An 18,183-nucleotide genomic window follows, 5' to 3' on the forward strand; every position below is an offset into this window, starting at 1 on the left:
AACCGGAACAGAGAGGAAATAAACATGACCATTACGCGTATTGATGCCGAAGCCCGCTGGTCTGATGTGGTGATTCATAACCAGACGCTGTACTACACCGGCGTACCGTCCAACCTCGATGCCGATGCCTGCGCGCAAACCGCTGATACGCTGGCGCAGATCGATGCGGTGCTGGAGAAACAGGGCAGCAGCAAATCACGTATTCTTGATGCGACTATTTTCCTCGCCGACGGTGCAGACTTTGCGGCGATGAATCAGGCCTGGGATGCATGGGTCGTCGCCGGTCATGCGCCGGTACGCTGTACCGTACAGGCGAAACTGATGAATCCGAAGTATAAAGTCGAGATTAAAATCATCGCCGCAGTGTAAGACAGCCGAGGCCCCGTAGCCCGGGCAAGCGTAGCGCCGCCCGGGAAGAAGCCGCGCCAAAGCCGCTATCCGGCGCATTCCCCGGATAGCGGCGTAAACGCCTTATCGGGCTACATATCAGCCAGGCCGACCAGGCACAGCGCCGTCGGGAGGCAAGAAGCATTGTTCTATCCGCCCGGACACCACATCAGTTGCTCCTTTAACTGTAAGGTCTCCTGGGGCACACACTTCAGCGCATCACGATAGCTGGCAGACTGCTTTGCATAACCCCGCACTGACTGCAGCAGTACGCGCAGCGCGCTATCCCACACGATCCCCTGCAGATCGCTGTACGGCCAGAGCTCCGGCTCGCGAATAAACGGCACCAGATAGTCGATGCCCTGCTTCACCCCTCGCCCGTCGCGGATGGTGTTCCAGCGATCGAACTCAACGTGTTCGGCGTAGCGGTTGAGCAGCAGATGCGCCTCCAGGTTAAATAGCGAATAGTGGAACGGGATGGTGCGTTCCAGCTCCATCGTTTGTCGGCCATCCTGGTCAATCTGCGCCGCCATACGCTGGGTAATTCCCTGCTCAATGATCCGCGCCGCCAGCCCTTTATCGCCATAGAATAACGCGTTAACCGTCCGCTGGGCGTCGTACCAGGTGCCGTGGTTATTGTGCCAGACGTACTCTGAGTGGCCGATTTCGCTGTAGTACATCCAGTGGTTAAAGTCGCGGAACCACTGGTGCAGGCCGATAATATCATCGGTATCAAGCACGCTCGCCGTGTTGATCAGGCCGATGGTATCCACCACCATCCACATTAAGCGAGTATCGATAAGCCCGGTGCCGCGACCGGATACAATCCCCGGGATCGCCTGGCCGTAGTTCAGATGCGGATTCATCCGCGTGTCGGCATCCAGGAACCAGCAGCGTATTTGCGTAGCCGCGGCCTGCGCATACTGGCGCTGGCCGGTAAAGTACCATGCCAGCCCCAGGGTCAGGCACCGTTCGCACATGCGGATAATGCGCGAGGTGTCCGTATCGTTGTTTTCACATTGCGGATTGATATGCCCGTCGCGACGAATATAGGGCAGCCCGTTGGGCCGCCGCGGATTCGGCCACCAGTAGGTGCCCAGACTGTAGTAATCGTGCGCGTCGCCGCTGGCCGGGCGCAGCTTTTTATGCACCACGCTTTCCGGCGCCTCTCGACGCAGGATGTCGGCCTCCGACACCAGCTTGCTTAACGCCAGCTGCAGCGGCGAGAACGGCTGCTTTAAGCCCGCCCGGGCGTTTTCCAGGCAGGTTTCGTCAAGGGTGTACAGCTTCATCGCCACCTTAGTTTTCCTCCCGGCACGCTATGCGCTGGCCGCTTTGTCCATCGAACAGGTGCACGCCGGAGAGCTTCGGCTGCAGCCAGATCTTATCGCCCTCTTTTACAGCCAGACGCTGTTTGAACACCGAGGTAAACGCTCCGCCGCCGGTATCGCAGAAGAGCTGCATATCCGAGCCGGTATTCTCCACCGCCGTCACCTTCGCCGCCAGCGCATCGTCGCGCGCTTCGTGGACGACGTTGACCTGCTCAGGGCGAATGGCGTACACCACCTGCTGACCGTCGGCTACCTGAAGGCCAGCGGGCAAAGCCAGCAGCGAGCCATCTTTCAGACGCAGGCTGGTGGCGCTGCCGTTCAAAACCACGACGCCCGACAGCTGGTTAATCTCCGGCGAACCGATAAAACCAGCGACGAACAGATTCGCCGGCCGGTCGTACAACTCCAGCGGCGTCCCCGCCTGCTCAATGCGCCCATCGCGCAGCACCACGATCATCTGCCCCATGGTCATGGCTTCAATCTGATCGTGGGTGACGTACACCGAGGTGGTTTTCAGCCGGCGATGCAGCTCGCGAATTTCGCCGCGCACCTGGGTTCGCAGCTTGGCGTCGAGGTTGGAGAGCGGTTCGTCAAACAAAAACACCTGCGGCTTACGCACGATCGCCCGCCCCATCGCCACCCGCTGGCGCTGGCCGCCCGAGAGATCCTTCGGCAAGCGCTCCAGTAGCGGTTCGAGCCCCAGCAGCGCAGCGGCTTCATTAACCTTCTGATTAATCTCCGCTTTCGGCAGGCGCGCCATCTTCAGGGCAAAACCCATATTTTCACGCACCGTCATCTGCGGGTAGAGCGCATAGCTCTGAAACACCATCGCAATATCGCGCAGCTTCGGTTCTACCTCGGTAACGTTGCGCTCGTTAATATGCACCTCGCCGCCAGAGATCTCCTCCAGGCCGGCGATCATGCGCAGCAGGGTTGATTTCCCACAGCCGCTGGGGCCAACGAGAACGCAGAATTCACCGTCCGGGATAGTCAGCGACACGTCTTTAATGACGTGCGCATCACCATACGATTTACGCACGCTATTCAGTACAACAGATCCCATTGGTCACTCCTTATCCTTTGACTGCGCCGGACATAATCCCGCGGTTGAAATGTTTTTGCAGACCCAGATAGACGATGATGCTGGGCAGCATCGCCAGCAGCGTAATAGCGATAAAAATGTTCGGCGTGATGCTCTCATCGGTACGCAGCGTGCCGAGGATCACCGGAATAGTATTCAGGCTGTCCTGGTTAACCACAATCAGCGGCAGCAGGTACTGGTCCCAAATCATAATGAAGCCGAACGTCACTACCGTACCGAGCGCCGGTTTCACCAGCGGCAGAATCACATGGAAGAAAATCTGCCATTCGTTGGCGCCATCTATCCGCGCCGCCTCTTCCAGCTCTTTCGGTATCGCCGACATAAATTCGGTCAGGACAAAGATGGAGAAAGCCCAGCCAACCACCGGCAAAATCATCCCGAGGTAGCTGTTGTAGAGCGAGGCATCGATCAGCGGCAGTCGCCAGTTAATAATCATGTACAGCGGAATGGCGATGACCTCTTCCGGCAGCATCATGGTGGACAAAATCACCAGGCTCACCAGCGCCACGCCGCGAAACTTTTTCCGCGCCAGGGCATACGCCGCCAGCGCGCTGACCGACACCTGTAGAACGGTGCCGAAGAACACCACCAGGATAGAGTTCAGCAGGTACTGCCAGACGCCGATATCCATCCACGCAAAGATGAAGTTTTCCAGCGAGAACTGATTCGGCCAGGCCAGCAGCTCGCCCGGCTTCACCGGCGCACCGCTGAAGGCCGTGGCCACGATGCCCCAGAACGGCCCGACGAAGACAATCAGCAGCAGCGCGTAAATGCACCAGCGCCCTGCTGTATCCCAACGTTTACTTAACATCGCGGCTCCTTAGTAACGTGCGATACGTTTTTTCAGCGTCAGATGACAGAGGGTTAATACAACCGTGAAGGTGAACAGCAGAAACGACACCGCCGAGGCGTAGCCATAGTCAAACTGCTCAAAACCCAGTTTGTAGATATGGGTCATCACCATTTCCGTGGCGTTAGACGGCCCTCCGCCGGTGGTGGCGTACACCTCGGCGAACACGCGGAAACCGCGGATAAAGGAGAGCATCAGCACCACCGAGAGCGCCGGGATCATGCCGGGCAGCGTGACGTAGCGCAGACGATTCCACCAGCTGGCGCCGTCGACGTTCGCCGCATCGTATAAATCGCGGCTGATCCCCGCCAGACCGGCAATAAAAATCACCATGTTGTAGGGCACCGCTTTCCAGATATGCAGCAGCATGATGACCCCCAGCGCCTGATCGGAGCTGGCAAGGAAGCCCTGATCGGCGACGCCAAACCAGCTGAGGATGTGGTTAACCACTCCATTGGGCGTCGGGTTGAACAAAATGCGCCACATTTCAGCGACGATTGCCGCGCTGGTGACCGCGGGTAAAAAGATGGCGGTTCGAATAAAGCGCAGATGGCGCGCCGGGCCTTCCAGCAGCATGGCGAGGAAGAAGGCCAGGATAGCCGCGGCGAACATCGTTACCACCACGTACAGCAAAGTGTTCACCACCGCCGCGTGCAGCTCTGCGTCGGCAAAAGCGCGGGTGAAGTTATCGAGTCCTACCCACTCGTTCGGCTGATTAAAGTTGACCTTGTAAAAGCTCATCACCAGACCCTGAATCATCGGGATAAACTTAAACCAGCTGAAAATAATCAGCGCAGGCGCCAAAAACAGCCACGGGATCAGCGCCCGCTTACGCTTTGCGCTCAGCCATCCGGTTGAGTCAGGCGAAGCGGCCTGCTTTATCGGCGAGGACTTCGTCTCATGCAGCGTCATCACTTGTGTCCTCAGTTAGCCAGCACGTTTTGTTTTTTCAGCTCAGCGTTCACCTTGCCGTCGATAGTTTTCAGCTCAGCGGCGATATCGCTGCTGCAGTCGGCAAAAATTCGGTTAAAACCGTCGGCGGCCACCTGGCGCACCGGCGTCCAGTTAGGAATTTGCGGCACGTAGCGTCCCTGTTCATTGTAAAGTCTGGCGAAAGTTTCCCAGCGGGCGTCCTGATAAACGGCTTTGACGTCGACGTTCTTATTCACCGGCAGGCGCACCACCGGTATATGCTGGCTGCCTTTACCCATGCCGATCTCCTGGCCTTCCGGCGAGATCATGAATTCGATAAATTTACGCGCCGCCTCTTTCTGTTTACTGCTCTTCATCATAAAGACCGTGGTGCCCTCCGCGAGAGTCGCTTCGCCTTTTGGCCCCACCACCGGAACCACTTCAAAATTGTCTTTACCGGGATCTTTATCGAACAGCGCGATATGGTACGGGCCGCTAAAGAACATGCCGCTTTGCCCTGAGCGGAAGGATGGAATAACGTCGGCGGTGGTGGCGTTAATCGCCCCCGGCTGGGTGACTTTTTCGCACATCATGGTGCGCATAAAGGTCATCGCCTGAGCCACTTCCGGCGTATTGAGCGAGGCGCTGAACTTTCCGCTCTCTTCTTTAACGAAATCACCGCCCGCCTGCCAGATAAAGCTGCTCATAAACCAGCTGGCGTAGCCGCGTGTCGTGGAGGCGGGAACGATAAAGCCGTAGGTATCATTTTTGCCGTTGCCGTCGGGATCCTGGGTAGTGAAGGCTTTCGCCAGGGTCTGGATATCATCCCAGCTCTTAGGCTGCGGCAGCCCCAGTTTTTCACGCCAGTCTTTGCGTACGAACAGCGCGAAGGTTTGCGCTGAAGTCGGTACGCCGTAGTATTTGCCGTCGATATAGCGGGTACTTTTCCAGGCCGTCGGGAATAGCTGGTCGCCGCCGGCGATCGCTTGCGGGTCAATTTCTTCGGCAATACCCAGTTGGATAAACTGCCCCAGCGAAGCCGCATCGTTAAAAATCAGATCGGGTAAGGCGTTGCCCGCCGTGGCGCGCGCCAGCCGCTGTTCAAAGTCGGTAGTGGCGTTGAAATACGCGATTTTGATACCGGTTGATTCTTCAAATTTTTCCGCTTCTTGTTTGTAGATATTTTTCGAGTCGTTGCTGGCGCGGATCCAAACGTTGAGGGTGGTAGCAGCATAGCTTTGGCTAACGCCGAGCCCGAGTGCGGTGAGAAGTAATAGTGAACGTAATTTATTGGCAGACATGATGGCATATCCTTTATTGTAGGGCACAAAGGTAATTAAATTCTTAATTAATACACAGCAAGGTATTTGAATATCGCTAAGACGTTAATAAAGCAGACGTAAGAAATATTTCCCTTCATTAGATAGAAATGTATTTCCCAATACAACCACACTAAAAAGAAATCGCGTTTCAAAAATCAAAAAATAGAAGCAGATCACATCAAGAAGTGACAAAAAAGGTGACACAAATAAAATATCGAATAATATCAATAAATTATAAATTTACTGATTTTGTTAAAACATTCAAAAAATCTGGAAAAAGGCGAAATTGTGTGACGGCGGCAGCATTAAAAACGCCATTATTTATCCATGACAATAAGTTTGATGGATATCACAAAAAAAATCACTTTGTCTTTTACACTGCACGCCATCGAATATTCAAATAGTTCGCCTTTAATTAAACCGCCTGTTTTATGCGTCATTAAAATACGCGACAGGTATAATTCTGTTGTTATCTTTTCTCATATTATGCAGAAGGGTTATCACTATGATCTCAATACCTCGCCGAGGTTTGTTAGGCATTGCGCTGTTTTGTTCCGGCCTTAGCGCCTCCTCATATGCCGCTGAGCCGTACACGCTCGACGGAAAGGAATTAACCTTTAGCCGCCAGCAGATTGCCGCGAAAGATCCGCTATTCGTGCAGGCGCAAGCGGCTTTGCAAAAAAAAGCCGATCTGGCGCTCAAGCATCCGCTGTTCTCGGTGATGGATAAAACCCTGGTCGCCGCCAGCGGCGATAAGCACGACTACTATAGTTTCCCTCCCTACTGGTGGCCGAACCCTGATACGAAAGACGGACTGCCCTATATTCGTAAGGATGGGCAAACCAACCCGGATGCCAATAGCGATGCCACCGATAAAAACCGCCTGGTGAAGATGAGTAACGACGTATCAACCCTTGCGCTGGCGTGGTACTTCACCCAGGACAATCGCTACGCGCAGAAGGCGGCGGCCCAGTTGAAGAGCTGGTTTATCGATCCACAAACGCGCATGAATCCCAACCTGCAATATGCCCAGGCCATTCCCGGCATTAATACCGGACGCGGTATCGGCATTATTGATAGCCGCGCGCTGGTAGAGGTGGTGGATGCTATCGCCCTGCTGCAATCCTCAGAGGCGCTGAACGAAAACGACGTTAGCGCATTAAAGCAGTGGTTTGGCGAGTATTACCAGTGGATGACCACCAGCCAGAACGGTTTCGAAGAAGATAACTGGCACAACAACCACGGCAGCTATTTTGATATGCAGGCCGCGACCTTCGCCCTGTTTAGCGGTAAAACTGACGAGGCGAAACAGCGCCTGTACATCACCCAGCTGCGACGAATTGCCGGGCAATTCGACATTGAAGGCCGCCAGATGGGCGAGCTGGAGCGCACGCGTCCGTGGCACTACAGCAATTTCAACCTTGAAGCCTATAACCGACTGGGTCGTCTGGGCGAGAAGGCGGGCGTCGATATCTGGAACTTCACCCTCGACGACCATAGCCTGCGCAAAGGCTATCAATACATCGCCGGGTTTATTAACAGCGATACGCCATGGCCCTGGAAAGACCTTGATAAGATGGACGACAAGAAAGCGCTGCGCAATATGGCCACCGCCGCGCATGCCTGGCCGGAAGATTCCCTGTTCCGCACCAAAGCGCAATGGTTAAGAGCGAAATATCCCGACGATATCACCACGCTCATTGTTCCGCTTTCCCCATCGTCAGAGGTCAGGGATAACCGCTAATGAAACAATTTTCTGGACTCTGGCCCGACATTGCCAGACGTGCAGCCGGCGATAGCGGTCTGCTTGAACGGCTGGTGCAGGAAGCGCAACCGCAGCTTGACGCGGCGGCGCTCATTCCACAAACGGGGATCGCCAGTTGGAACCTCTACTATTTTTGCCCCCATCACGGCGTGCGGCTGACGTGGCGGGCGGATATGCCTCATCGCCACGCCTGCCCGGTTGATGGCGAAATTTTCAGCGGTGAGCCGTGGGACGGCGCATGGTGGCGAGAAATGAACGGTCGTAACGCCAGCGCCTGTCAGCAGCTTGGTCTGATATGGCGGCTGACCGGCGAAACGGCGTATCGCGATAAAGTTCGCACGCTGCTGATGGGTTACGCTGACGTCTATCCCGGCTATCAAATTCACGGTGATATTCCCAACAACGGACCGGGGAAGATGAACGCCCAGACGCTGTGCGAAGCCAACTGTATTCTGGAGATGGCGCTGGGTTATGACTTTATTCGCGACGGCTTAACCTCCGCCGAAGAGCGGCATATTCGCGACAACCTGCTGCGCTGCGCGGCAACGTTTCTACGCGAGCACCGCACTGCGCAGATTCATAATCACGAAGTCAAAATTAGCGCGGCGCTTGGCGTTCTCGGTTTCGTTCTTGAAGATGAGAGCCTGCTGGAATTCGCCGTTAACCAGCCTTACGGCCTGCGCTGGCAGCTGGAAAAGGGCCTGCTGGCGGAGGGGCTATGGTTTGAAGGTTCGATTCACTACCACTACTACGCGCTGCAGGGCTTTTTTGCCTTTGAAAAACTGGCGCGCGGCACTCGCTGGAGCCTGCTGGATGGCCCCTGGTATCAGCCGATGCTGAAGTTCCCGCTGTCGCTGCTGCTGCCGGACGGAACCTTCCCTCGCCTCAACGACTGCCTCGCCGGACAAGAAAAGCTGCGACACCGGGATCTGTACGAATTCGCCTGGTTTATCTGGCGTGACCCGCTCTACGCCGCCGTGCTGCAGTTTATTGAAACGGAACCTGATGTCCGCGAGACCTTGCTGTGGCGCAACCAGCCGCTGCCTGAAACGACGCAGGCGCTCTTTCCTCAGCAATCGCTGTTTGCGCCAGGCGCGGGGCTCACTCTCTGGCGGCGCCCGCAGCAGGCGCTGCTGATAAAGCACAGTCCCTGGGGCGGCGAACACGATCATTACGACAGGCTGGGGCTGATGCTCTGGCATCACGACGGCTGGCTGCTCCCGGATATGGGCACAACCGGCTACGGCGCGAAAATGCACTACGACTACTACAAAAACAGCGCCACCCATAATACGCTTTCCGTCAATCAGACCAACCAGCCTCCGGCCAATCCGCAGGTATCAGGCTGGCATATGGATAGCGACGCTCTGTGGCTGGACAGCGAGGTTGACTGGGGCAAGCCGCCGCCGGAGCTAGACAGTCATAGCCGCGTCGAGTGGGACGCGACGGCCTGGCGAGATGTGCGCTTTCGCCGTCGCCTGCTATGGCTTGAAGAGGTGCTGATCGATCTCTCTACCGTAGAGAACCCACATCGCCAGCAGCTCGACTGGACTTTGCACCTGGCGGCGCAGGCGCTGGATCAGAGCGGCACGCCGCAGCCCTTTTCGCTCAGCGGACCGCTGCGGCATATGGCCAATGCAACCATGGCGCCGCTGAACGGCTGCCAGCCGCGCCACTTTGCGCGCGACGGCGATACCGTTGCGCTCTGGCTTTCCGGTGATGGTGAACTCTGGCAGGGAGTGGCGCCCGATAACCCGGCGACTCACGATCTCAGCTATCTGGTCATACGCAGTCACCTGACGCAGGCGCGTTTTGTCTGCCTGTGGGATTTTGCCAACAGCGCACCGCTGACGGAAGTGCAAGTGAATCATACGCCAGTCGGGACGCAAATTACCTTCTGGCGCGGCGAGCGCGTGACGCACGTGACGCTTTACGACGCCCCCGGGAAACGACCCGATGCGATCTTTCCGTTCGCGGAAAGCAGCACCTGATCTCAACTGGAGGGAGTTTACTCGTCTTCATCCTCAAAGCGCGCCACAATCCGATCGCCGGTATGGGAGGCGCGCAGTTCATCGGCCACTAAAGCAATAGCCTGGCCGCTGCTCATGCCCTGGGACATCAGCTCCTGAATTCTTTCCACTGCTTTTTGCTGTTGCTCGTGGCTCAGCGAAGGTAAACCTGCAAACATGACAGACTCCTGCTACATTGTGGGGCGTAATTATTTCACGCCGTCCTCTCGTATACCAGCGGGCGGTAACGATCAGGATTGAAGAAGACGATGTTGTCCCCCGCTATGATTTCCCTGCCCTGGCGTCCGGATGCCGCTGAATACTATTTTAGCTCCTTAAGTTCCCGGCCCTGGGCGATGCTGCTGCATTCCGGCTTTGCCGAACATCCGCATAATCGTTTTGATATTGTTGTCGCCCAGCCGCGCGCCACGCTGGTAACGCGTGGTCAAACGACCGTCATCAACGAGGGGGAAACCGTCATCACCTCTGACGCCGATCCGCTCACGCTCGTGCATCAGCAGCTGGCGCGCTTCAACCTGCATCCGCAGCCTCATCCGCATCTGCCGTTTCTCGGCGGCGCGCTGGGGCTGTTCGGCTACGATCTGGGCCGCCGCTTTGAATCTCTGCCGTCACGAGCGGATGCGGATATCGCGCTGCCGGATATGGCGGTGGGGATCTACGACTGGGCATTGATCGTCGATCACCAGCGTCGGGAGGTGTCGTTATTCAGCTATGACGATCCGCAGGCGCGCCTGGCATGGCTGGAAGCACAGGCAGAGCCTGTCGCCGAAACCTTTACCCTGACCTCAGCGTGGCGCTCAAATATGAGCCGCGAAGAGTATGGCGAGAAGTTTCGCCAGATCCAGGCCTGGCTGCACAGCGGCGACTGCTATCAGGTCAACCTGGCGCAGCGGTTTACGGCAAGCTATCGTGGGGATGAGTGGCAGGCCTTCCGTCAGCTTAACCGCGCCAATCGCGCGCCGTTCAGCGCCTTTATTCGCCTGGATGAAGGGGCAGTATTAAGCCTGTCGCCCGAGCGCTTTATTCAGCTCCGGCAAGGCGAAATTCAAACCAGGCCGATTAAGGGGACGCTACCCCGGCTGACCGACCCTGAGCAGGACGCGCTGCAGGCGCAAAAGCTGGCGAACTCGCCAAAAGACCGCGCCGAAAACCTGATGATCGTCGATTTAATGCGCAACGATATTGGCCGGGTTGCCGCTCCCGGTAGCGTCCGGGTGCCCGAACTGTTTGTGGTGGAGCCCTTCCCTGCCGTGCATCACCTGGTGAGCACCGTGACCGCCAGATTGCCTTCCCATCTGCACGCCGCCGACCTGCTGCGCGCGGCCTTTCCCGGTGGCTCAATTACCGGCGCGCCGAAGGTCAGAGCGATGGAGATCATCGATGAGCTGGAGCCGCAGCGGCGCAATGCGTGGTGCGGCAGCATCGGATATCTCAGCTTCTGCGGCAATATGGATACCAGCATTACCATCCGTACGCTGACGGCCTGGCAGGGGCAGCTTTACTGCTCCGCCGGAGGCGGGATTGTCGCCGATAGCGATGAAGCAGCGGAATATCAGGAAACTTTTGATAAAGTTAATCGTATCCTGCAGCAACTGGAGAGCTAAAACATGGCGGACAGCGCCCTCGAACTTGACGATTTCCTTTCGCGTTTTCAGCTTCTGCGCCCGCAGCCCACGCGCAGCGCGCTTAACCAGCGTCAGGCTGCGGTACTGGTCCCGATTGTACGTCGCCCGCAGCCTGGGCTGCTGCTAACCCAGCGTTCGCCGCTGATGCGCAAGCACGCGGGTCAGGTCGCTTTTCCCGGCGGCGCGGTAGATAACAGCGATGCGACGCTGATCGCCGCCGCGCTGCGCGAGGCGCAGGAAGAGGTCGCGATCCCGCCAGAGTCGGTTGAGGTCATCGGCGTTCTGCCGCCGGTGGATAGCGTCACCGGCTTTCAGGTCACCCCGGTGGTAGGGATTATTCCACCTGACCTGCACTATCATGCCAGCCAGGATGAAGTCGCTGCGGTCTTCGAAATGCCGCTGGCCGAAGCGCTGCGGCTGGGACGCTATCACCCGCTGGATATCCATCGCCGCGGCAATTCGCATCGCGTCTGGCTATCCTGGTACCAGCATTATTTTGTCTGGGGAATGACCGCCGGTATTATTCGCGAGCTGGCGCTGCAGATAGGCGCTCGTCCTTAGCGCTACCCGCCATACTTCAGGTTGCGTGTAAGCTAGCTTTTCTGCAACTCGAATTCTCCAGGGTATATACTTAATAGCGCGGGTTCACAGCATTAGTAAATCCGCGGTTATCCATTAGTTTAATTCATGTGAATACATAAGCTGATGACCCGGTTCCCTCTTACACTATGCGCAGTGATTACATCGTTGTCGCACTCGCGACAACCCTGTCAGGAGTGTTAGCGTGATTAGTATATTCGACATGTTCAAGGTGGGGATCGGCCCCTCATCTTCCCACACTGTAGGGCCGATGAAGGCCGGTAAACAGTTCGTCGATGACCTGGTCGAAAAGGGATTGCTTAATACAGTGACGCGCGTGGCGGTTGACGTCTACGGCTCACTGTCATTAACCGGCAAAGGCCACCATACGGATATCGCTATTATTATGGGACTGGCGGGCAATCAGCCCGATACGGTCGATATTGACGCGATACCGGCATTTATTCGCGACGTTGAAACGCGCGGACGCCTGCTGCTGGCGCAGGGGCAGCATGAGGTCGATTTCCCGCAGAATGACGGCATGCGTTTTCGTAGCGACAACCTGCCGCTGCATGAAAACGGGATGACCATTCATGCCTGGGCTGGCGAGAAAGAAATCTACAGCAAAACCTATTACTCCATCGGCGGCGGTTTTATCGTCGATGAAGAGCATTTCGGCAAAGAGAGCGCCAGCGAACTTTCCGTACCCTACCCGTTCAAATCCGCCCAGGAGATGCTGGGCTACTGCAAAGAGACCGGCATGTCGCTGTCCGGCATGGTAATGCAGAACGAGCTGGCTCTGCACAGCAAAAAAGAGATTGAAGACTATTTTGCTAATATCTGGCAGACCATGCGCGCCTGCATCGACCGCGGCATGAACACCGAAGGCGTACTGCCTGGCCCGCTGCGCGTGCCTCGTCGCGCCTCGGCGCTGCGGCGGATGCTGGTTGCCAGCGATAAACTCTCCAGCGACCCGATGAACGTGGTGGACTGGGTCAATATGTTCGCGCTGGCGGTGAATGAAGAGAACGCCGCCGGTGGCCGCGTGGTCACGGCACCGACTAACGGCGCCTGCGGCATCGTGCCGGCGGTACTGGCTTACTATGACCACTTTATCGAGTCCGTCAGCCCGGATATCTATATTCGTTACTTCCTTGCATCTGGCGCTATCGGTACGTTGTATAAAATGAACGCTTCCATTTCCGGCGCTGAGGTCGGCTGCCAGGGCGAAGTCGGCGTGGCCTGCTCGATGGCCGCTGCAGGTCTGGCGGAAATCCTTGGCGCCAGCCCCGAGCAGGTCTGCGTGGCGGCGGAAATCGGCATGGAACACAACCTTGGTCTCACCTGCGATCCGGTGGCCGGCCAGGTGCAGGTACCGTGCATTGAACGTAACGCCATCGCTTCCGTCAAAGCCATCAACGCCAGTCGGATGGCCATGCGCCGCACCAGCGAACCGCGCGTGTCGCTGGATAAAGTCATTGAGACGATGTATGAGACCGGTAAGGACATGAACGCCAAATACCGGGAAACGTCGCGCGGCGGCCTGGCAATCAAAGTTCAGTGCGACTAATCATTGCTCAACAGAATGCGCCCACGGGCGCATTCTTCTTTTTCCTCTCGATATTATCTGCGCCCACTACACTTGCTCTATAACGGCTGTTACTCTCATTAACACTTTTAGCCGACAGGGCGTCGCGCATGCAGACTGCACAAAAAGTTATCACAACCTATCGCAGGAAACGCATTCTGGTTTGCTTGCTGGTCGCGCTACTTACGCTAACGACGACGTTAGTAATACGATTTATTTCGCAGCGTAGCCTAAATCAGCAGCGCGTCCAGATCAGCACCAATAAAATGGTGACCGCCATGGATAATATCCTGCGGCCGCTGGCGGCACAGCACGCCCCCCTGCTGCACCTGGTAAACCAGCCCTGTCAGGAAATTCATCTCACGTTACGTAAGCTGGCGGCGTCGCTACAGACGGTGCGATCCATCGCCCTGGTGCAGTCGAAACAGCTGTACTGCTCCAGTATTTTTGGTCAACGAAATATTCCGGTGCACCAGTTACAGCCCGCCTTGCCGACCAGTCACCCGCTGCTTACTTTCAGCTACGACTCTTCGTTGCTCAAGGGAACGCCGGTTCTCATCCAGTGGTATCCCGCTTCGCTTAGCGGTGACGACGGCGTGCTGCTGGTGATTAATATCGAGCTGCTGGGCGAGTTAATTTTCAATGCAAAATCGGCGTTAATTACCGGAATTGGCCTCAGCGTCGGTGAAAAAAGCTTTATTAGCGGCACCGGGCTGGTCGATCACGAAGCGCTGCCAGGCGAGCAAATCATCTATCGCCAGCATTCGACGGAATTTCCTTTCACGATTAGCGTCAGCGGGCCGGGCGCCTCAGCGGTCGCCTTCAATGAGCTACCGGGCGAATTGCCCCTGGCGCTGATAATCAGCCTGTTGATGACCGGTATTGCGTGGCTGGCGACCGCGGGAAGAATGAGCTTTTCCCGGGAAATTAACCTTGGAATCGCCGCCCACGAGTTCACGCTTTGGTGCCAGCCCCTGCAGGGCTTACGCACCCGGCAATGCTGCGGCGTGGAGATTTTGCTGCGCTGGAATAACCCGCGCAGAGGCGCTATTTCGCCGGATGTCTTTATCCCCATCGCCGAAGGTTATAACCTGATACTGCCCCTGACCCGCTACGTTATTTCGCAGACGGCCCATAAATTAGCCCTCTTTCCGCAGGATAAACAGTTTCACATCAGCATTAACGTCGCCGCCCGCCATTTCGCGAATGGCGAACTGCTGCGCGATCTGCACCACTACTGGTTTAGCGCCCATCCGGTACAGCAGCTGGTGGTTGAACTCACCGAACGCGACGTGCTCCAGGATGGCGATCACCATATGGCCGAACATCTCCATTTTAAGGGAGTAAAGCTGGCCATCGACGATTTCGGCACCGGCAACAGCTCTCTTTCCTGGCTGGAAAAACTGCGTCCTGATGTGTTGAAAATTGATAAGTCTTTCATCGGCGCGATTGGTGTCGATAGCGTCAACGCAACGGTGACCGACATGATCATCGCTCTCGCCCATCGTCTGAAAATAGTGATGGTGGCGGAAGGCGTCGAGACCCAGGAGCAGGAAGCCTATCTGCGCGACAACGGCGTCGATTTATTGCAGGGATATTATTATGCCCGACCTATGCCGGTAGAGGACTTTCCGCAGTGGCTGGCGGCGGAAAAGCGTCGGGAAATGCGGTAATAAACAGCCCGTCGGCATGAAACCGACGGGCACAAAGGTTACTCTTCTTCGTCGTTATACTGGCGCTGCTTGACGACGCGTACCAGATCGACGCGATAGTCGTTGGCTTCCACGATGGTGAACTGCAAGGGCAGCAGTTCCAGCACGTCGCCAGGACGGGGAATATGGCCGTTGACGGCAATGACCAGCCCGGCAACCGTCGCAATATCTTCGTCCTCATCGACCAGATCGTCGACGCCTACCGCCTGCTGCAAGGCATGCACATCGGTTGAACCTTTCACCAGCCAGCCGTCGCCATCAATGATAATTTCCGGCGTTTCGTCGGCGTCCGGGAACTCACCGGCAATCGCTTCCAGTACGTCCAGCGGCGTCACCAGGCCCTGCACCACGCCAAACTCGTTGGTGACGATGACAAAGCTACCGCGAGCCCGGCGCAGGACGCCCAGCAGGTTAATCGGGTCGAGGGTTTCCGGGACCACGATCGCCGGCGAAGCCGACGCCAGTGCGGCAACGTTTTCACCGGCTTCCAGCGCCACCAGCATCTCTTTCGCGCGCACGATACCAATGATTTCATCCAGCTCGCCGCGACATACCGGGAACAGGCTGTGCGGCGAAGAGAGCAACTGACGGCGAATTTCTTCTTCACTTTGCTCGGCGTTCACCCAGCTTATTTCCCCACGCGGGGTCATAATGCTGCGCAACGAACGCTGGGCCAGGGTCAGCACGCCGTTAATCATATAGCGTTCTTCTTCCGCAAACGCACCTTCCGGTACCGGCACCACCGAGGCGTTATCACTATCGTGTGCTGCAGCGCTCTGTTTGCGGCCGCCCATCAGACGCAGAATCGCATCGGCGGTACGCGCGCGCAGAGGCAGCGTCGACTGGTGGCGAATAAAGTTACGACGCGCAATCTGGTTAAAGAACTCGATGGTAATCGAGAAGCCAATCGCGGCGTACAGGTAGCCCTTCGGTATATGGAAACCAAAACCTTCCGCGACCAGGCTCAGACCGATCATCAGCAGGAAGCTCAGGCAGAGTACCACCACTGTCGGATGCTGGTTGACGAAATTAGTCAACGGCTTCGAGGCCAGCAGCATCACCGCCATCGCAATCACCACCGCCGCCATCATCACCGGCAGATGGTTAACCATCCCGACCGCGGTAATCACGGCATCCAGCGAGAACACGGCGTCCAGTACCACGATTTGCAGTACGACCACCCAGAAGCTGGCATAACCTTTACCATGACCGGAGTCATGCTGGCGGTTCTCCAGCCGTTCATGAAGTTCAGTGGTCGCCTTAAACAGCAGGAATATCCCGCCGAGCAGCATGATCAGGTCGCGTCCGGAAAACGAGAAATCGGCAACGCTGAAAAGCGGTTTAGTGAGCGTCACCATCCACGAAATGACCGACAGCAGACCCAGGCGCATAAACAGCGCCAGCGAAAGGCCGATCAGGCGCGCCTTATCCCGCTGCTTTGGCGGCAGCTTGTCGGCAAGGATGGCGATAAATACCAGGTTGTCGATACCCAATACGATTTCAAGGACGACAAGCGTCAGCAAACCGGCCCAAATAGAGGGATCCATTAAGAATTCCATGAGCAGCTCCAGTTAACGACAGGCGTAGTCATCGCTGTGTCATGCACAGACGAGACACTTGTTGCTGGTGAAAAAACGTAGCAGGTGATGGCGGCAGACGAGTGCCGGAAGGTGAAAAGGCGTCGGTGACGATCCATATAGCGGGCTATGCCCTATACTCCTGAGTGATTAAACGGAACGTAAACATAGCAAAATATAGAGCAATATTGGAAAAAATTTACCTGTCTTTGCAATAGCTAAGACTATTTTTTGCGCTGCAAAATAATTACCAACCGATGCAAAATTAGCGGAGCTTCATCACATTAATTATTTTTTCACTGTCTAAAATAATTCGCTGTAGTAATTACTTTATATCTTACACCCTTACTGAATCGATTTTGTTCGCAAGAGTGATTCAGGATGTATCACAACAGATGATGCATTCACGATTATAAAGGAGGTAGCAAGTGACGATTGCTATTGTAATAGGCACACATGGTTGGGCTGCAGAACAGCTGTTAAAAACGGCAGAAATGCTGCTGGGCGAACAGGAAAACGTTGGCTGGATCGATTTCGTTCCTGGCGAAAACGCAGAAACGTTGATCGAGAAGTACAACGCTCAGTTGGCAAAGCTGGATACAGCAAAAGGCGTGTTATTTCTCGTCGATACATGGGGAGGCAGCCCGTTTAACGCTGCCAGCCGCATTGTCGTCGATAAAGAACATTATGAAGTCATCGCGGGCGTTAATATTCCGATGCTGGTCGAAACGCTGATGGCGCGCGACGATAACCCGTCGTTCGATGAGCTGGTTGCCCTGGCGGTGGAAACCGGTCGCGAAGGCGTGAAGGCCCTGAAAGCGAAGCCGGTGGAAAAGGCCGCCCCTGCTCCGGTTCAGGCTGCTGCACCGAAAGCGGCTGCGCCGCTGAAACCAATGGGTCCAAACGACTACATGGTTATCGGGCTTGCGCGTATCGATGACCGTTTAATCCACGGTCAGGTCGCCACTCGCTGGACTAAAGAAACCAACGTTTCCCGCATTATCGTCGTTAGCGACGAAGTTGCGGCGGATACGGTACGTAAAACGCTGCTGACTCAGGTTGCTCCTCCGGGCGTTACCGCCCACGTTGTAGACGTCGCGAAAATGATCCGCGTCTATAACAACCCCAAATACGCAGGCGAGCGCATTATGCTGCTGTTCACTAACCCAACGGACGTTGAGCGCGTGGTTGAAGGCGGCGTGAAAATCACCAGCGTCAACATCGGCGGTATGGCTTTCCGTCAGGGCAAAACGCAGGTGAACAACGCCATTTCGGTCGATGAAAAAGATATCGAAGCGTTCAAAAAGCTGAACGCCCGCGGTATCGAACTGGAAGCCCGCAAAGTTTCCACCGACCAGAAACTGAAAATGATGGATCTGATCGCCAAGGTGAAATAAGTCACC

At 56.1% G+C, this 18,183-nt stretch carries 15 protein-coding genes; 8 read left to right on the top strand and 7 right to left on the bottom strand.

Annotated elements, in window-relative coordinates; genetic code table 11:
- Nucleotides 1-24: 24 nt before the first annotated feature.
- Nucleotides 25-369, top strand: a complete 345-nt coding sequence (locus HMPREF3178_RS27295; protein ID WP_004113724.1) for a RidA family protein — start codon at nucleotides 25-27, stop codon at nucleotides 367-369.
- A 167-nt stretch (nucleotides 370-536) separates the two neighbouring features.
- Here the strand turns inward: HMPREF3178_RS27295 and HMPREF3178_RS27300 are convergent, their stop codons facing one another.
- Genes HMPREF3178_RS27300 through HMPREF3178_RS27320 form a run of 5 tightly spaced genes read right to left on the bottom strand, consistent with a single transcriptional unit; the run spans nucleotide 537 to nucleotide 5,883 of the window.
- A complete protein-coding gene (locus HMPREF3178_RS27300; protein WP_004103283.1) occupies nucleotides 537-1,679 on the bottom strand; it encodes an alginate lyase family protein in 1,143 nt (380 codons plus the stop codon).
- Nucleotides 1,680-1,686: 7 nt separating this feature from the next.
- Nucleotides 1,687-2,781: an ABC transporter ATP-binding protein gene (locus tag HMPREF3178_RS27305; RefSeq protein WP_004113726.1), complete on the bottom strand. Its 1,095-nt coding sequence runs from the start codon at nucleotides 2,779-2,781 to the stop codon at nucleotides 1,687-1,689.
- Between the two features lie 10 nt (nucleotides 2,782-2,791).
- The gene (locus HMPREF3178_RS27310; RefSeq protein WP_004103286.1) at nucleotides 2,792-3,631 is read right to left on the bottom strand and encodes a carbohydrate ABC transporter permease; all 840 of its coding nucleotides are present in this window, start codon (nucleotides 3,629-3,631) and stop codon (nucleotides 2,792-2,794) included.
- A 9-nt stretch (nucleotides 3,632-3,640) separates the two neighbouring features.
- The gene (locus HMPREF3178_RS27315) at nucleotides 3,641-4,582 is read right to left on the bottom strand and encodes a carbohydrate ABC transporter permease (protein WP_004103287.1); all 942 of its coding nucleotides are present in this window, start codon (nucleotides 4,580-4,582) and stop codon (nucleotides 3,641-3,643) included.
- Nucleotides 4,583-4,593: 11 nt separating this feature from the next.
- Nucleotides 4,594-5,883 carry an ABC transporter substrate-binding protein gene (locus HMPREF3178_RS27320; RefSeq protein WP_017145653.1) on the bottom strand — a complete coding sequence of 430 codons (1,290 nt, stop codon included), beginning with the start codon at nucleotides 5,881-5,883 and terminating at the stop codon, nucleotides 4,594-4,596.
- Nucleotides 5,884-6,409: 526 nt separating this feature from the next.
- Here HMPREF3178_RS27320 and HMPREF3178_RS27325 point away from each other — a divergent pair.
- Both HMPREF3178_RS27325 and HMPREF3178_RS27330 read left to right on the top strand, forming a co-directional pair.
- Nucleotides 6,410-7,648 carry an alginate lyase family protein gene (locus HMPREF3178_RS27325; protein ID WP_017145652.1) on the top strand — a complete coding sequence of 413 codons (1,239 nt, stop codon included), beginning with the start codon at nucleotides 6,410-6,412 and terminating at the stop codon, nucleotides 7,646-7,648.
- Nucleotides 7,648-9,660, top strand: coding sequence for a heparinase II/III domain-containing protein (locus HMPREF3178_RS27330; protein ID WP_017145651.1), 2,013 nt, complete (start codon nucleotides 7,648-7,650; stop codon nucleotides 9,658-9,660). The genes HMPREF3178_RS27325 and HMPREF3178_RS27330 overlap by 1 nt, the downstream gene beginning before the upstream one ends.
- Before the next feature lie 17 nt (nucleotides 9,661-9,677).
- On the opposite strand, the gene HMPREF3178_RS27335 is transcribed toward HMPREF3178_RS27330, so the two are convergent.
- Entirely contained in the window at nucleotides 9,678-9,857 is a 180-nt protein-coding gene (locus HMPREF3178_RS27335) for a YoaH family protein (protein ID WP_004103292.1), read from the bottom strand.
- A 90-nt stretch (nucleotides 9,858-9,947) separates the two neighbouring features.
- Between HMPREF3178_RS27335 and pabB the strand changes: the two genes are divergently transcribed.
- The 4 genes from pabB (at nucleotide 9,948) to HMPREF3178_RS27355 (ending at nucleotide 15,164) form a co-directional block, all read left to right on the top strand.
- Nucleotides 9,948-11,303, top strand: a complete 1,356-nt coding sequence (pabB, locus tag HMPREF3178_RS27340) for an aminodeoxychorismate synthase component 1 (RefSeq protein WP_004113732.1) — start codon at nucleotides 9,948-9,950, stop codon at nucleotides 11,301-11,303.
- A gap of 3 nt (nucleotides 11,304-11,306) precedes the next feature.
- A complete protein-coding gene (locus HMPREF3178_RS27345; RefSeq protein WP_004103295.1) occupies nucleotides 11,307-11,885 on the top strand; it encodes a CoA pyrophosphatase in 579 nt (192 codons plus the stop codon).
- A 223-nt stretch (nucleotides 11,886-12,108) separates the two neighbouring features.
- Entirely contained in the window at nucleotides 12,109-13,473 is a 1,365-nt protein-coding gene (sdaA, locus tag HMPREF3178_RS27350) for an L-serine ammonia-lyase (protein WP_004103297.1), read from the top strand.
- 128 nt (nucleotides 13,474-13,601) lie between these two features.
- Nucleotides 13,602-15,164, top strand: a complete 1,563-nt coding sequence (locus HMPREF3178_RS27355; protein WP_017145649.1) for an EAL domain-containing protein — start codon at nucleotides 13,602-13,604, stop codon at nucleotides 15,162-15,164.
- 38 nt (nucleotides 15,165-15,202) lie between these two features.
- Here HMPREF3178_RS27355 and yoaE read toward each other — a convergent pair whose 3' ends face one another.
- Entirely contained in the window at nucleotides 15,203-16,762 is a 1,560-nt protein-coding gene (gene yoaE / locus HMPREF3178_RS27360; RefSeq protein ID WP_017145648.1) for a CNNM family cation transport protein YoaE, read from the bottom strand.
- Between the two features lie 446 nt (nucleotides 16,763-17,208).
- Here yoaE and manX point away from each other — a divergent pair, with 446 nt between their 5' ends.
- Entirely contained in the window at nucleotides 17,209-18,177 is a 969-nt protein-coding gene (gene manX / locus HMPREF3178_RS27365; protein ID WP_004103303.1) for a PTS mannose transporter subunit IIAB, read from the top strand.
- The last annotated feature ends 6 nt before the right edge of the window (nucleotides 18,178-18,183 follow it).

It is taken from the genome of Klebsiella sp. HMSC09D12, from assembly GCF_001808475.1.
GTDB lineage: Bacteria > Pseudomonadota > Gammaproteobacteria > Enterobacterales > Enterobacteriaceae > Klebsiella > Klebsiella oxytoca.

What these genes read in the sequence shown, in the direction of transcription:
- HMPREF3178_RS27305 (WP_004113726.1), bottom strand. Translation starts at nt 2,781, where the DNA reads ATGGGATCTGTTGTACTGAATAGCGTGCGTAAATCGTATGGTGATGCG.
- pabB (WP_004113732.1), top strand. Translation starts at nt 9,948, where the DNA reads ATGTTGTCCCCCGCTATGATTTCCCTGCCCTGGCGTCCGGATGCCGCT.
- HMPREF3178_RS27345 (WP_004103295.1), top strand. Translation starts at nt 11,307, where the DNA reads ATGGCGGACAGCGCCCTCGAACTTGACGATTTCCTTTCGCGTTTTCAG.
- HMPREF3178_RS27315 (WP_004103287.1), bottom strand. Translation starts at nt 4,582, where the DNA reads ATGACGCTGCATGAGACGAAGTCCTCGCCGATAAAGCAGGCCGCTTCG.
- yoaE (WP_017145648.1), bottom strand. Translation starts at nt 16,762, where the DNA reads ATGGAATTCTTAATGGATCCCTCTATTTGGGCCGGTTTGCTGACGCTT.
- HMPREF3178_RS27325 (WP_017145652.1), top strand. Translation starts at nt 6,410, where the DNA reads ATGATCTCAATACCTCGCCGAGGTTTGTTAGGCATTGCGCTGTTTTGT.
- HMPREF3178_RS27355 (WP_017145649.1), top strand. Translation starts at nt 13,602, where the DNA reads ATGCAGACTGCACAAAAAGTTATCACAACCTATCGCAGGAAACGCATT.
- HMPREF3178_RS27335 (WP_004103292.1), bottom strand. Translation starts at nt 9,857, where the DNA reads ATGTTTGCAGGTTTACCTTCGCTGAGCCACGAGCAACAGCAAAAAGCA.
- HMPREF3178_RS27320 (WP_017145653.1), bottom strand. Translation starts at nt 5,883, where the DNA reads ATGTCTGCCAATAAATTACGTTCACTATTACTTCTCACCGCACTCGGG.
- HMPREF3178_RS27295 (WP_004113724.1), top strand. Translation starts at nt 25, where the DNA reads ATGACCATTACGCGTATTGATGCCGAAGCCCGCTGGTCTGATGTGGTG.
- HMPREF3178_RS27300 (WP_004103283.1), bottom strand. Translation starts at nt 1,679, where the DNA reads ATGAAGCTGTACACCCTTGACGAAACCTGCCTGGAAAACGCCCGGGCG.
- HMPREF3178_RS27330 (WP_017145651.1), top strand. Translation starts at nt 7,648, where the DNA reads ATGAAACAATTTTCTGGACTCTGGCCCGACATTGCCAGACGTGCAGCC.
- HMPREF3178_RS27310 (WP_004103286.1), bottom strand. Translation starts at nt 3,631, where the DNA reads ATGTTAAGTAAACGTTGGGATACAGCAGGGCGCTGGTGCATTTACGCG.